Here is a 13,165-nt window from a genome sequence, read left to right as displayed (position 1 = left end):
GCCAGACACCCTGGACGGCGCGCTCCGGGCTGGTCCCTCGCCCGCGTTCGCCCACGGCGCATGGTGGCGGGCGACGGACGGAAGGCAACGAAAAAGGCTGGGTGCTGACGCACCCAAGCCCGAGCACTATGGCGCACGGGGCGCGAGGTCTTACCCGTGTGCGGCGTTGCTCCATGTCCTTCGTTCAACCCGCGCCCGCTTCCTGAACCGCCGTTCAACCGACGCATAGCCCCGTCCTGTCCGTGGGCAAGGTTGCGCGCGAGGCACCCGATTCCTTCACCCGTTCCCCGTTCTCCTTTCGTCGTCCGGCGCATGCGGCTTTCGGTCCGTCCCTGGCCCGCGGTCTGATCGTCCGGGACTCTTTTGCGTCCACGGCGGCTCCAAAAGGCATCTCGACCACGAAGGAGAAGGAACCATGAGCAACGACGCACGAGACTTCGCGAGCATCAGCACCCACTTCCCGGCTCACCAAAAAGCATCACAGGTTCAACGGCTCGACCAAGGCGATCAGCAAGATGCATTGGGTTGGACGTTCCGGTGTTCGTCACGACCGAGGTGCAAAAGGACCCAGCGCTCGATCAGGCGTTGACGAGGACTTGCACCCCCAAGCTGTTGCGCATGCTCGGCGCACAAAAAAAGCCCGGCTCAAATGAGCCGGGCTGGTTGCAGTTGTTTCGACGATCAGACAATTACCTCCACCATTTCGCCGAACGGTGCCGGCGCAATGCGCGCCAGCGGCGTGGTTGAACCCCAGAGAACCGGGTACGACGGTACGGTTTGTGGAAACCGGCCGTCCATATCCGTCAGGTAGACGAGGAACGCGGGCGTGATGCCCTCGCGCTCAACCCACTCGAACGGCGCAATGAACGACGTGCCACCACCGCCCTTCACCGGCGCAAGCTCAATCGGGTCGCCCCGCTCGAAGATCTGCACCTGCGTGACACGCGTGTCGCAGTCGATCACGATGAGCCGCGACGGCCGCACGGATTCAGCGACGTGAATCACCTCACCGGCGAACTGGGCCTGCGTTTCATCGAAGACCGAGCCGCTGGCGTCGCGGACAAACACCGCATCGCCTACGGACGGCGAGTGCAACGACGGTAGATAGAACCCGAGATGCAGATAGCGACGATTGGGCATCGCAAAACTGTAGTCGTCGTTCGTCACCTGCTGCGCGAAACGCATCAGGATCGGGCGCCAGTCCACTGAAGGCTCTGCCGCTGCCTCAGCCATCGCCTGCAGATCACCGGGCAGTTTGCCTCGCATGCGCGCCGCCTTCGCGGCCTGCAGCACGGCCACCTTCCATTCGGTTTCCTTCAGGTCCAGATCGGGACCCGGATAAGGGCGAACCTCGCCGCAGGAAGGCGGGGCATTGGGATCGGGAGCCGCTGACGGTGTGTTCGCGCCGTTCGCGGGTGACTGCTGGCCACCGGGAGCGTTCGCATCCGCGCCCGTTCCCGATTTGCCGCCAGACTGTTCCTTGTCCTTCTGCCTTGCCTCCTGCGTGAGGATCGCGTAAATCTCCTCAGCCGATTTGCCATGAAAGCGCGCGTCGTCGAGGTGCCCCTTTGGCAAAACAAAGCCAGCCGACTTGACGATCGGATTGATCGCATAGTCGCAGGCATCGTTCCACCGTTCAGCGTCGCGAAGCCCCTGCCGGAAGCAGTGACCGTTCGCGACGTGCAACACTTCGTGAGCGAGCGTACCGCGGCATTCAAGGTCGTTGAGGGTTGCGAGAAACGCCGGGTTGTAGCCCAGCGATTTCCCGTCGACCCAGAACGTCTTGCATGCCGGATCCTCGATCACTTCCAGACGCAGCGCCAGCGCACCGAAAAACGGCTGGTCCATGACCAGCGCCGTGCGCTGCTTCGAGATACGCGGATCCATACTCACCTCACGCCGCGATGCGCAACTGCGGCGCCACGCCCGGGCGCGGCATCGGTGCCTCAGGCTTGCCGCCCATGAAGGCTTCCATCAGATCCTCGATCTCGGTTGCCTTGGCGGCCACCTGCGATCGAAGCACCTCGGATTCCTTCAGGTCGTTGCCCGTATGCACCGCCAGATGGCGGTTGGCCTGTTCGAGGATGTGGCGCAACTGCGGGTCGTCGCTGAAATTCAGCTTCGGCAGCAGACCGCACAGCTCACGAACATTGTCGGCCACGTCGATACGCACGTTGCCCGACGCATACAGACGGTTGGCCATCGCGGACACGGCGTCGTACAGCCGACGCACAATGTCCTGATTCGCATGCTCGATCGAGCGCTCGACGTGCTGGTCAATCTCACCGCGCAGACTCGTGAGGACGTCGGCCGGCAGATCGACGCCGAACTGGCTGGCGTCCGGAAACGGCAGCACCGACATGCGAACGCCGAACTTCCCGCCGAGCTGCGCGAGCGTCGGATAGTCCGCCTCATTGAATAGGCCGTTCATCTCCTGCCGGGCCTGCTCCTTCAGGTCGAGATAGTCCGTCAGGAAAACCTGCACGGCCAGATCGAACTCCTCCTTCATTTTGCGCATCTGCGCGGCAAACTCCATGTAGATGCCGGTTGGCAGGAGGCGCACGGACAGCTGGTCGTACTCCAGCGTGTGATCGTAGAAGTGACGGCGAATACGACCGCCGAGCGACACCGCCTCCTTGAAGCTGGGGGCGTGTTCAGGCAGCAGGCGCTTGTTGAAGCGACCGATGCCCTTGGTCGAATGGCTTTTTTCAACCTCCTCAGTCACCTTGAGGTCGAAGCGGCGCGCCGCCCACGACGAAACGTTGACCGAGCAGAGCATGACGCGCGACTGGATATCAGTGATGTCCATGAAAAACTCCAGAAAAAATGGCGTGAACCGCGAAAGAAAATGCGGCCCGCGAGCGCGTAATGCGTTCGCAGACCAACGGAGAAAAACGAAGAGATGAGCCAGAGACGAGTGCCGCTGGCGTTGATGCAATGTGTACGGCTTGTTAGCCCTGGATCAGCTTGCCGATCGGGCCGCCCTGCGCGCGGATGAAGGCGTGCGTTTGCGCAATGTCAGGGGTCTTGCGCAGCGCGTCCGTCACCAGCAACGCGGCGAATTCGCTCACGCCGCCAGCAATCATTCGCTCGGTGTAGGTCGCGATACGGTCGAAATTGCCTTCGTTCGCGTACATGGCCAGCGCGGCGCTGGTCGCATAGAGCGCTGCCGGTGCCTCGGGAATCGGAGCGGTATCGGGCGTCGCCAGAATGGCATCCGGTGAGGGCAACTGCCGATAGATCTGGATGAACGCGATCAGTTCGGTCGCGGCTCCCTGCCCCACTGCGCCCGCGTGCGAGATCAGTTCGAGTCCCGGAGGCACCACGCCCATCGTTTTGGCGACAAAACCCCAGCTACGCGGGCTTGGCGTCGCTTCGATATCACGCGAGGACTTCTGCACTGACAGGAGGCTGGGACGGAATCGCAGGAATGCGATCAGCTCGGGCGCAACATGACGGGCTACGGCCCAGGCAGTCCAGTCCTGGATTCTTGCCACAAGCTCCACAACGGTGGCGAAGCGCGAGATCAACGGGTCGAGAATGCCGCTCACGCCCGCATTGTCGTTGCGGCGGTTTGTGGCCGCGAGGAAGGTGACATTGTCGGGCAGCTTGTGCTCGCCGATGCGTCGCGCGAGCAGCAACTGCATCTTCGCGGCCTGAACGGCCGGCGAAGCCTGCCCCAGATCGTCAAGGAACCAGATCAACGGGCGTTCGCGCGGCTGCAGGGCGCGCTTCAGATCGCCGAACGGCAGGAAGCGTGCCGACAGCCCATCAGCCGAAGCAAACGGCAGACCTTTCGAATCGGTTGGATCTTCGACGACCGGATGACTGATCAGCAGATCGTGATCAATAGCATCGGCCACCTGTTCGACGATGTCGCTCTTGCCAATGCCAGGGCGGCCGGTGATGAGCACCGGCAGGCGGCGCGGCACGTAGGCGGTGAGAAGCGACTCTAGTTGGGAAGCGTAGACCTGCATGGTGAGGTTTCCTGTGGAGAAACCCGGCACGAGCCACGTCCCCGGCGGGCGCGTGTCCCGGCGGGGTGTATGGAGAAGCCGCGAATGCGGCGATTGGATATGTACAACGATGCGCCTTACGGCACGTGAAGCGGGTTACAGCGCGGCCTCGAGGGCCAGGCGTTGTGGCTCGGTGAGATGCGAGCGTTCGACGCTCTGCTCACCGCGATAGATCATCAGGCCGTACACGTCAGCGAGTGCGCGAGCCTCAGCGCACAGTACCGGGTGGTCAGCGTCGGCAGACGGACGACGCTCACGCCAATGGTTGATCGCGCATTCAATCTGCGCGATCGACACGGACGTCAACGGATCGGATTGCTGTTTCATGGAAGCTCCTTGCGGAGAACTCCCGGAAAGCCGCGTCCGAGGGGGACGAGGTCCCTTCCAGGCGGGTTGTGATGCCGGACAGGCCGGGCGGTTCGATGCGTCAGCGACGCGGGTGATAAACAGCAGTGTAGGTGCAGGCAACGGCGTCCCGCGCGCGCAATCGTGGCGATTTCGATATCGCTTTCGTGCGTGGCGTGCAACGCGTGGACGAAAAAAAACCGGCGCACGAAGGCGCCGGTTGGGTTCAAGGTTTCCGGTATTCACGCAAGAGGCAGGGCCGCCTGCGCGGTTGCCTTCGCGCGGATACGCGCCAGCGAAGCGGTTTCACGTTCGCGGAACACGCGGGACTTCTCCTCCAGCACGCCGTTGTGCTTCTCCACCACGTAGTGAAGTACACCGGGCGGGCGGGACCGCGCCAACGGTTCCACTCTTCAAGGATCGCCGCGCGCAGGGCAGGCGTGCACGCGAAATACTCGCGCCTCACCCTGCGCCACTGCGAAGCCATCAATGCACGCCAGCGCTGTTCGCTCTCGCGCAATTGGCATTCGCGCCGCGCGCGCTCCTCGTCGACCGGCCGCGTGGGCGGCGGCTGGAACTGCCCGACGAAGAGCGGATAATCACGCGCAATTTTCTCCACCTCCCGCGCCTCCCGGCGCAGATACATGGCTTCCTTGCGCGCGGTCCAGCGATACCCTTCCGGGCGAGGCCCTCGATCGAATCGCATGGTCGCCTCCTATGCCGCGCGACGCTCAAGCCTGGCGCGCGCGTAGGCTAGCGTGCCGTCCTTCGCGCTAAGCCTGCGCATCGCGTTTTCCTCTCCACGCGCGAGCGCGTACACCTGCGCGGCACCGCGGGAAATACTGCGGATCGTCACGTAGCCCTCGCTGATCGCACGATCGACATGCTCGGCCCCCGAGATCTCGCCGCACGTTACGCCGACATACCTGGCACGACCGGCGATTTCGCGTGCATCCGTCAGATCGTGCTCGGCGTCACGTTCAGCCTCGCGCGTGACGGCCTCGCGCTCCCATTGCGCCTGTGCCTCTTCGGTAAACCCGCAGAGCAGGAACACGGCGCGCCGCCGTTGCGCGGCGGGCACGCCGATCAGCTTCACGCCGTAAATATCGCGAAATGCCTGCCGGCTTGCGCGATTGTGGCCATCGGCGCGATCGAGCACCTCCAGCAGCGTGCCGACGTCACGATTGGCCAGCGCCCGCGAAAGGCAATTGCCATACTCAAACGTCTGACGGCCATGCGACAGGCGCGCGATATCGCAACGATGGCGATGGGCACGGCGGCTGATCCGCCCTGCCTTCAGCTCGCCGTCCGCATGCTCGATCTCGCGCGCACGGATGCTGTCAGCGATACGGTCACGCACCCGGGCGGCGAGCGGCGTCACCGGCTGGCCCACGTCGACGCTCGTATTAAACGACTCCGGCAGCGGCATGTCGTCGATGAGGCCATGGGCGTGCAGCAGGTTATCGACCTCCGGATACGTCGGCGAATCGGGCAGCAGACGCCCCAGCAGCGCCAGAATGTCAGCGTTACTGCCATCGACCGGCTTGCCTTCACTGCGCATGACGCCGAGGATCGGCCGCAGTTTTACGACCGGAATCGCACCGCGCAACTCCGGCAGACGTACCAGCGTGTCAGCCCATTCGAGACCATAGCGGAACAACTCCGCGTCTTCGCGATACGCCGCAAGAACGCGATCGGGAACCGGCAGATCCAGCGCGAGCGCGTAGGCCACCTGGACTTCGTGGCGGCTGTTCGTCTCGCTCGTACCGGGAAACGCCGGGCCGCACACCGGGAAACCAAACGTGCTGGCAACAGCTTCGCTGGCCAGATCCGACAGGAAGAAGCGCGTGCCGCGTGCGCGTGCGGCCTGCGTTTCGGCTTCGATCTGGTCCGACGAGAGCAGCAGTTGCGGCTTGCGGCAGACGTCGACGAACTCGAAAAGCCCAGCCCATGCCGCACGCTCGACCTGCCATGACTGGCGTTGGGTACCACACGGTTCGAGAAACGCGGACCGCCGGTGTTCAGCGAGCATCGTGTGCAGGATGTCGTGAGCCGTGCCAGGCTGACGCAGCGCGAGCGCGCCGTTGTAGCGCGTTACCGATATACCGGCTGGCGCGCCGGTGAGCACGATCTGTGATGTGTCGGCCGCGCGCACACGTTCGTCGAGAAACAGCGTGAAAAGCCCCACGAGCGACGAAGTGGTGAGAACGGCGTTGGGAATGGACAACGTGTACATGAATGATGGCTCCGAAAGCGCGAGACATCACCCATCCGGGGCGATGCCCCGCAAGGGAAGAGAAGATAGACAGGCTGCGTCAGTCGATATCGAGCAGGCGCGAGACGGCAGCGGCGACGGCCCAGGCGTGCGAACGAGTCAACGTCTTGATGCGCACCAGCGGCACGCTGCTCCAGTGACCGCTGTCACCGGCCTTGTGCAGGCAGACGTGGTCGACCTGCACGCGCCAACCTTCAGAGTGGCCGGTTTCGACAGAGAGGCAAAAGCGCCGTTGATTATCGTTACCGGTAGCCGTTGGCCACGGTGCACTGGCCTTCAGCCCCACCATCGAATCGTTGGCGTCGCCCACCCAGTTTGCGGCGAGGATCCATTCCGGCTCCAGTTCGGCACGGCTTAGATGGCGACCAATTGCGTCGACCACTTGCCCGACGGTCTTGTCCACGAGGTTCAACGGCGCGGCCGCAAGCGCGACCGCGACCGGAAGGTCGAGTTCGGTTGATTTCATATGTTTTGATCCAGAAATTAAAAAGGGCCGCACCCGGAGGTGCAGCCCTTGAATTGAGTCGGCCAGTTGAAACCGACCGAAAATCGATGTTAATACCCGCGACGTTCGCGGTCAGCCTTGCGGCCATTGTGGTTCATGACCAGACCGAGCGCGCATAACGCGAGGGAGACACCTAGTGCTGCGAAACTCCAGCCCATCGTTATTCTCCGTCCATTGAAATGATGCCGATGTAGAAGAGTACCACGGCAGCTATACACAGGTTCGCCAACGAAAGCACGTTTTGCGTGCTCCAGTTAGTCGTCGAATGCCAGAAGCCAAAGGCACCGATTGTCGCACCCGCGCAAAGGGTATGAGCAAAGCGCCCAAACTGCTGCCTTTGGTCTTTAGAAGGTCGCCGTACGATTTCCCGAATTTGTGCACGGAAGCCGCTGGGCGATCGCAGCACGACTTGCCCCGATTTCAGTCTGAAATCGCCAGCCGAAGTCGCCTCGATCGAAACGGTCTGTCCACGACAGGTCGCAGTAACGACCGGGAGCGCTTCCGTGACATCCAGCTCACGAAGGACCTGCTTAAGTCGCTCAGAGACGAATACCAGCCCCTTACCCTCGCTCCAGGAGGCGTTATCGGTGATGGTTAGCCCGCCTGGGAATTCGACCTTGATCTTGATAATTTCCATCGTCAGAGCTCCCGGCGACGCTCACTATCGAGGCCATTCGCCAGCCGAAGCGCACTCAGCAGCGCCTCGTAACCCTCCCGGGTTTCAAGCTGGTCCGAGGCCACGGCGTTATCGCCACCGCCAGACAGATCCGCGCGGCCGCGCCGGGTGCGAAACGACATGACAACCGCCTGACGTTCAGGCGAGTCCGTCAACTCGACGATGAGGCGTTCAGTATTGAGCGTGACCCGGCAGCCACTGCCACGACGGGAGGGTTCAGCCTTGATGTCGTGCTCGCCCGCGCGCAGGCGAAGATCACCGGCGACGCGGTGCAGGAAGCCGCGAGCGCGGCGTGTGAAATTGGCGGCGCGCACTGCACCGGCACTATGGCGGTCGGCGTGCATCACCCGGTTAATGTGAATCATAAAGGCCTCTAAAAATAAAAAAGCGGGGCGTCCTTTCGGAACGCCCCGCTGTGCAGGTGCTTAAGTGTGACTGCAACGAAATCAATGCTTCGCAACAAAACGCTCGCGATAGATTGCGAGTTGCGGGCGCAAACCCGCGTAACGCTTGTCAGCGTCGTAGCCGCCGCTGCCGCGAAGCACCTCGGCGAAGAAGAACGGTCGGGCACCCTGCGGATTGAAGGCAGGGTCATTCATGATCGACTCAAATTCCGCGACATCGCCAGCCTGCGCGGCGACCTCGATAGGTCGCATACGGAAGGTGTTGACGCCGTTAACATCATTGTTCGCTGCATCCCAACCCGTGGTTTGATCGCGATCGGCAAGCTGATAGGTGTTCATGGAAGAACCTCAAAAAGAAAATGCGCGGCCACGAAAGCCCGCGAAGAATGGAGAGAAAACTGCGGTTATCAAAACAACGAAGCAGCGTCAGTGCGTGACGCGCAGCCCGGAGCTCGTGTCCACGAGGAGCACGTGATCGCCAGGCGAGAAAAGCTGGTCATCGGGCTGCGGAACAACGCGCAGCGAACCATCGGCCTTGCGGACGACGATTTCCAGACCGGCGGTACGGGAGAGCGCGGCACTGACGTGCTGCGCAACGAAATTCGACGCGGCGCCGGAGACCGCCGCCGCGATGTAGCGGCCACGGCCATTGCCGATCACCTGGGAACCGAGGAACGCACCCAGCCCCGTGGTCACGAGGTTTTCGAGACCGGAACTACCGGAGCCAGCCTGAATGGTGATACGACGCACACGAACCACGACAGCCGGTTCGAGCGTGCCGGCGCGCTGGACGTCCGAACGTTGATAGACGTCGGGCGAGCCGAAATCCGTCATGTTGGCGCAGCCAGTGAGGATGGAAAGGACAACGATGGAGATGACAGCGCGGATCATGGCAGTTGCCTCGAATGGAATCGGGCAACCGACCCGTCAGGGTGGATCGCCCTGGCGTAGAGAAAGATGTGGTGCGTGAGTGCGCAGAACGGGAATCCGTTCTGCGCCTGGCGCCAACTTGGTGTTGGCGGTTAAGCAGATGAAGATCGGCGTTTGACGGCAAACAGGAAATTCACGCTAGCGGTGGCATCGCTCCAGACGGATACGATGACGCCGGTGTGAAGTGCAATGCAACGGAAGCGTTGATCATGGCTCGGCTCCTGAATAAAAAGGGGAGCCGAACTCCCCGAGGGAGAGAGCTCCCAACGGGGTTAGAAACAGGCGAACGCCTAGTTGGCCTGGAGGCCGGTGCAGAATTGCCCGCGACAGCATGCTGCTGCGGGTAGGTCGATGCGTCGGGGACGCGAGAAGTAGAAACAGTATGGGTCGCGAACGCTGTCGCGGACGCCGGAATGCTCGCCTATTCGATATCGCTTTCGTCCCGATGCTTCTCCAGCACGCGCGCGCGATGCTCGGAACATCGCAACCCGGATTCGACGCAGCGCCCGTCGCATCCCGGGCAGAAGTGCCGGTCACCGACGGCCGCCGCGTTCCAGGCAGACCCGGGCGGCAGGCGCGTGCCGAATTCCATACCGTTTTCGCATGCGAAAAAAACCGGCTCCCCTGCCCGGCCACGGCGCACGATCGCGTTGATCTCTTCGGCGCCAAACGCGTCGCGCAACGCATCCACAAAAGCGCTGATTTCTGGCATGGGGGAGTCGGGTTTGGCCATGTGTGCAAACTACTGTATATTTATACAGTATTCTACCCTTGGTATTCTTCTCATGTACATCGCGACGATTTCACCGAACGTCCCACTGGGCGGCCTTCCCGCTGGAATGGACGAACTTCGCGCGCTCTGGCTGGACGGGCATCTGGCCGCGGGCGAGTTTATGGCGGCCGCCCCCGTAAGCGGGCGCGACAGCCGCGTGGTAATCGCCGGTTCGCTTACACGGGCGCGCCTGGACGCGATTCTCGCCACCGATCCATGGGTTGCGCGCGGGCTCGGGACGTACACTACGACGGAGCTCGCAGCCGCCCGACTCGCTGACGGGCTGGCGATTCCCGTTCTTAACCCGACACTTGCATGAACACGATTGACGAAGAACAACTTGCCCTCGAGCGCAGTCGCGCACGCTTCGAGGCGGACCTGCTGCAGACGATCCGCGTGATCGCTGAGCGTTACCACGCAACCGGCGCCACGCTTAACGGCGACGCGGCTCGCGCCATGCTGGACGAGGCCTTCGCAGACGTCGGCCTTGCCTCGCGCTGGCCTGCGCAAACGCTAGTGGAAGGTATCCGCGGCATTCAGGTGCCGGATGGCGACGAGCCGTTGACTGACGATGCCATCAACGCGCTGGGCGAGGCCGGTGAAGTGTTTCGTTCGGTGTTTGGCATCCCGGCCCTTCACCCGGCGGCAGTTCCCCTGCACACGACTCATCCCTGAGTCGATGCGCCCAGCGCCCGGGCGCGCGCGGCGCGCGCTTGCCGCGCCCCGGATCATGCACGTCCTGCCACTGCTCGCAAAGAACGACGCAATGCAGGAAGCTCGAACCGCGCTGCTTGAGTAGGCGCAGCCAGTTACGCACGTAAACCGCTGGCACCTGCGCCTCGGCACTCGATCCAAACGCAATCCTGAGAAATTGCGCTGCTGTGGCCGGCACGCCATGCGTGATCGCGGCCGGTGATGAATCGTACGGAGCAAACTCTCCCATTCGATGGCCCTCGCCTGCAAAGATATTACATTATTGTAAGGATTTGCTCGAGCGCGCCTCCGTTATCCGCCAGGGGATTCGGTCCAAAAAAAACGCCGCCCGGGTCAGGGGCGGCGTGGGTTTCAGGAAATCGCCCTGTCCGTCTTGCGACGGCGGGGCTTTTTTTCAGGTGGTGGCTCGTATCCGAATCGCGCCCATGCTGCCGGGTCAACCGGAACCGGATTCGTGCGCCCCGTTGCTAGGTTCACAAACACGGCCGAGAACGTCAGGCCGCCATTACGGAACAACTGCCAGAGCAGGTTGAACGCCTGCACCGACATCGCCTGGTTGATGACGAGCGACTGCTTGCGCAGCGCGTCCGCCATCGAGCACGATGGAGTGTCATCGCCCTTGTCATTTTTCGCGTTCAGCATGTCCGGAAACAGGTCGCCCACGTGGGGCAGCCTGTCATGCCGGGGCTTGCCGAATTCGCCCAGAATGACCTGGCCACGATCCGTCTCATTGCCGCAGTCGAGGTAGTACTGCACCTTGCCGCGCTTTGACGCCTGAACAATCGCATGGCGCGCACGACGCGAGTCCACGCAGCCAATCACCATGTCGGCACGCAGGCTGACCTTGGAATCAATGCGACGCGGCACCGCCGTCCAGCCTGTTCCCATCAGCAGGTTCAGGCGGTTCACCAGCAACGTCGCCTTGTACTGGCCGACATCGTTCGGGTAAAAGCCCTGCCGGCCAACGTTGAACTCACTGACCGTGTCGTCGTCGTAGACCGTACAGTGGATTCCGCCCGGGTGCCCCAACTCAACCATCGCGTGATGCAGCCGGGCAAGTGACGGCAGCAAGGCGCTGCCTGTTCCACCTGCCCCGACAACAACCACCTCCCACGCCCGTGTAAGCATGGCTGCTGGCGCCACATGCAAAATCGGCGCACTCATGCGACCTTCCCGGCCAATACTTCAGCCCATTTTGGCGGTACAACTCCTGCAGCCTCAAAACGCCCCTTCGCACACAAACGAAGTGCGAAAGTCGGCGTGCGATCGCAGTTGCCCAGCACGAGCGCAAACTTCACGTCGTGCTGGTCATCGCGATCGTCCGTCGACGAGAAGTACGCACGGCCGTGGCCATGCGAGTGGCAGTCCACGACGAGCCATTCGCCTGCGCAAAGCTCAGGGCGGTCGTAATGGAGATGCCCCGGTCCATGCGAGAGCGACGGCAGCGGCACAAGGCGAAATGCCCCCGTGTCCGCATTCCAGACGATCCAGGCCCCCGCCTCGTTGGGCAGCGCCACGCGCGCCATAGCCGCGAACTGCGCCACGAGCTCCGCAGGCACCTGACCACACAGCAGGTCCGTCTGATCGCTGGCCGTACCGTAAGGTACAGGTGTAGACCAGCCGAACGTCGACAGCCGGCGCACAAGATGCAGCCATGGGCGGCTGATCTCGATAAACACGCCGTTGGACGCAATGAGCAGGCGCTCACCGGGACCTGCGATCGGCGCCACCGGCTCTCGCGTGGGCACCATCACGGACGGGAACGAACCCTGCAACGCGAAATCGACCGGGTTCATGCGGCACCTCCGATCTTTCCCGCGACCAGCTTGCCGGCCGACATGTTCTTCATGGGGACCAGCACGTCGAACGGAAACACCTCGAATTTGCCGTCGAGCATGTGCGTCCAGAACGTATAGAAACCGTCTTGGTACGCGACCCGCTTGCTGCCATGATTTGGATGGGTGAAGGCCGAGTTAAAAAAGCCCTCTTCCCAGCCATCGATCGCAGCGACTTCAATACGGCGTGGTACTTTTGCCGACCCGATGCAGATTTGACCGTGGTCCCAGGTGTTGAAGTATGGTGGCTCGAAAAGCGGCGTGCTCTCTTTCGGGCGTCCCTCGCCGTTCAGCGCGAACACACGAAAGCCTTCCGCGCCAGCCTGGAAGACCAGGCCCGGATGTGGAACGATGGCGCTACGCTCGCCGACCGTCCGGCACTTGAAAAACACGCGACGGGCAGCGGGCGGACACCACCACGTCACGGCGGCCGACGTTACCCCCAGAACCGTCGTCGGGAGAAACTCGGCCTTCGGCGCCGCGTTTCGATCGAGCGCCACCAGCGTGCTGACCAGCGTCCGTCGATCAAGCGGCCGCCCCGCGCCAATAACTGGACGGCCCGTTTTGTGCTCCGTCGTAACCGGATGTGCTGTTGCGTAGTGCTGACCGGTCGCACCGGAGTACAACAGCAGCGCGTGTGACAGTGTGACGTCCTGGCCAGTCTGGCCGATGGATACTCCATTCATTGAAAAT

At 62.6% G+C, this 13,165-nt stretch carries 16 protein-coding genes; 2 read left to right on the top strand and 14 right to left on the bottom strand.

All coding sequences use genetic code 11. From position 1 onward, the window contains the following. Window positions 1–681 precede the first annotated feature (681 nt). From U5A67_RS34695 to U5A67_RS34680, 4 genes are all read right to left on the bottom strand, one after another. Window positions 682–1,887 carry a DUF2201 family putative metallopeptidase gene (locus U5A67_RS34695; protein ID WP_321817877.1) on the bottom strand — a complete coding sequence of 402 codons (1,206 nt, stop codon included), beginning with the start codon at window positions 1,885–1,887 and terminating at the stop codon, window positions 682–684. 7 nt (window positions 1,888–1,894) lie between these two features. After that, the gene (locus tag U5A67_RS34690; protein WP_321817876.1) at window positions 1,895–2,809 is read right to left on the bottom strand and encodes a hypothetical protein; all 915 of its coding nucleotides are present in this window, start codon (window positions 2,807–2,809) and stop codon (window positions 1,895–1,897) included. A gap of 142 nt (window positions 2,810–2,951) precedes the next feature. Beyond that, window positions 2,952–3,977, bottom strand: coding sequence for an ATP-binding protein (locus U5A67_RS34685; RefSeq protein WP_321817875.1), 1,026 nt, complete (start codon window positions 3,975–3,977; stop codon window positions 2,952–2,954). A 135-nt stretch (window positions 3,978–4,112) separates the two neighbouring features. Beyond that, on the bottom strand, window positions 4,113–4,343 hold the full coding sequence (locus tag U5A67_RS34680; protein ID WP_321817874.1) for a DUF3717 domain-containing protein: 231 nt from the start codon (window positions 4,341–4,343) through the stop codon (window positions 4,113–4,115). Window positions 4,344–4,474: 131 nt separating this feature from the next. On the opposite strand from U5A67_RS34680, the gene U5A67_RS34675 reads away from it, so the two are divergent. After that, the gene (locus U5A67_RS34675; RefSeq protein WP_321817873.1) at window positions 4,475–4,960 is read left to right on the top strand and encodes a hypothetical protein; all 486 of its coding nucleotides are present in this window, start codon (window positions 4,475–4,477) and stop codon (window positions 4,958–4,960) included. A gap of 116 nt (window positions 4,961–5,076) precedes the next feature. Here the strand turns inward: U5A67_RS34675 and U5A67_RS34670 are convergent, their stop codons facing one another. The 7 genes from U5A67_RS34670 to U5A67_RS34640 all read right to left on the bottom strand — a co-directional run bounded on the left by U5A67_RS34670 (window position 5,077) and on the right by U5A67_RS34640 (window position 9,884). Beyond that, a complete protein-coding gene (locus U5A67_RS34670; protein ID WP_321817872.1) occupies window positions 5,077–6,597 on the bottom strand; it encodes a hypothetical protein in 1,521 nt (506 codons plus the stop codon). Window positions 6,598–6,676: 79 nt separating this feature from the next. Beyond that, on the bottom strand, window positions 6,677–7,102 hold the full coding sequence (locus tag U5A67_RS34665; RefSeq protein WP_321817871.1) for a hypothetical protein: 426 nt from the start codon (window positions 7,100–7,102) through the stop codon (window positions 6,677–6,679). A gap of 199 nt (window positions 7,103–7,301) precedes the next feature. Then, window positions 7,302–7,778 carry a hypothetical protein gene (locus U5A67_RS34660; protein ID WP_321817870.1) on the bottom strand — a complete coding sequence of 159 codons (477 nt, stop codon included), beginning with the start codon at window positions 7,776–7,778 and terminating at the stop codon, window positions 7,302–7,304. Between the two features lie 2 nt (window positions 7,779–7,780). Then, window positions 7,781–8,182 carry a hypothetical protein gene (locus U5A67_RS34655; RefSeq protein ID WP_321817869.1) on the bottom strand — a complete coding sequence of 134 codons (402 nt, stop codon included), beginning with the start codon at window positions 8,180–8,182 and terminating at the stop codon, window positions 7,781–7,783. An 81-nt stretch (window positions 8,183–8,263) separates the two neighbouring features. Beyond that, window positions 8,264–8,560, bottom strand: a complete 297-nt coding sequence (locus tag U5A67_RS34650) for a hypothetical protein (protein WP_321817868.1) — start codon at window positions 8,558–8,560, stop codon at window positions 8,264–8,266. An 87-nt stretch (window positions 8,561–8,647) separates the two neighbouring features. Beyond that, the gene (locus U5A67_RS34645; protein WP_321817867.1) at window positions 8,648–9,112 is read right to left on the bottom strand and encodes a glycine zipper 2TM domain-containing protein; all 465 of its coding nucleotides are present in this window, start codon (window positions 9,110–9,112) and stop codon (window positions 8,648–8,650) included. Between the two features lie 460 nt (window positions 9,113–9,572). Beyond that, on the bottom strand, window positions 9,573–9,884 hold the full coding sequence (locus tag U5A67_RS34640; protein WP_321817866.1) for a hypothetical protein: 312 nt from the start codon (window positions 9,882–9,884) through the stop codon (window positions 9,573–9,575). Window positions 9,885–10,238: 354 nt separating this feature from the next. Between U5A67_RS34640 and U5A67_RS34635 the strand changes: the two genes are divergently transcribed. Beyond that, the gene (locus tag U5A67_RS34635; RefSeq protein WP_321817865.1) at window positions 10,239–10,598 is read left to right on the top strand and encodes a hypothetical protein; all 360 of its coding nucleotides are present in this window, start codon (window positions 10,239–10,241) and stop codon (window positions 10,596–10,598) included. A 390-nt stretch (window positions 10,599–10,988) separates the two neighbouring features. On the opposite strand, the gene U5A67_RS34630 is transcribed toward U5A67_RS34635, so the two are convergent. From U5A67_RS34630 to U5A67_RS34620, 3 genes are read right to left on the bottom strand one after another with little or no spacing between them, the layout of a single operon-like run. Continuing rightward, window positions 10,989–11,801: a PRTRC system ThiF family protein gene (locus tag U5A67_RS34630; RefSeq protein WP_321817864.1), complete on the bottom strand. Its 813-nt coding sequence runs from the start codon at window positions 11,799–11,801 to the stop codon at window positions 10,989–10,991. Then, the gene (locus tag U5A67_RS34625; protein ID WP_321817863.1) at window positions 11,798–12,433 is read right to left on the bottom strand and encodes a PRTRC system protein A; all 636 of its coding nucleotides are present in this window, start codon (window positions 12,431–12,433) and stop codon (window positions 11,798–11,800) included. The genes U5A67_RS34630 and U5A67_RS34625 overlap by 4 nt, the downstream gene beginning before the upstream one ends. Beyond that, on the bottom strand, window positions 12,430–13,158 hold the full coding sequence (locus U5A67_RS34620) for a PRTRC system protein B (protein ID WP_321817862.1): 729 nt from the start codon (window positions 13,156–13,158) through the stop codon (window positions 12,430–12,432). The genes U5A67_RS34625 and U5A67_RS34620 overlap by 4 nt, the downstream gene beginning before the upstream one ends. Window positions 13,159–13,165: the final 7 nt, after the last annotated feature.

The organism is Paraburkholderia sp. J69-1 (assembly GCF_905220255.1).
Classification (GTDB): Bacteria; Pseudomonadota; Gammaproteobacteria; order Burkholderiales; family Burkholderiaceae; genus Paraburkholderia.
Note: the sequence above shows the minus strand (reverse complement) of the source record. Positions and strands in the feature narration are given on the sequence as shown.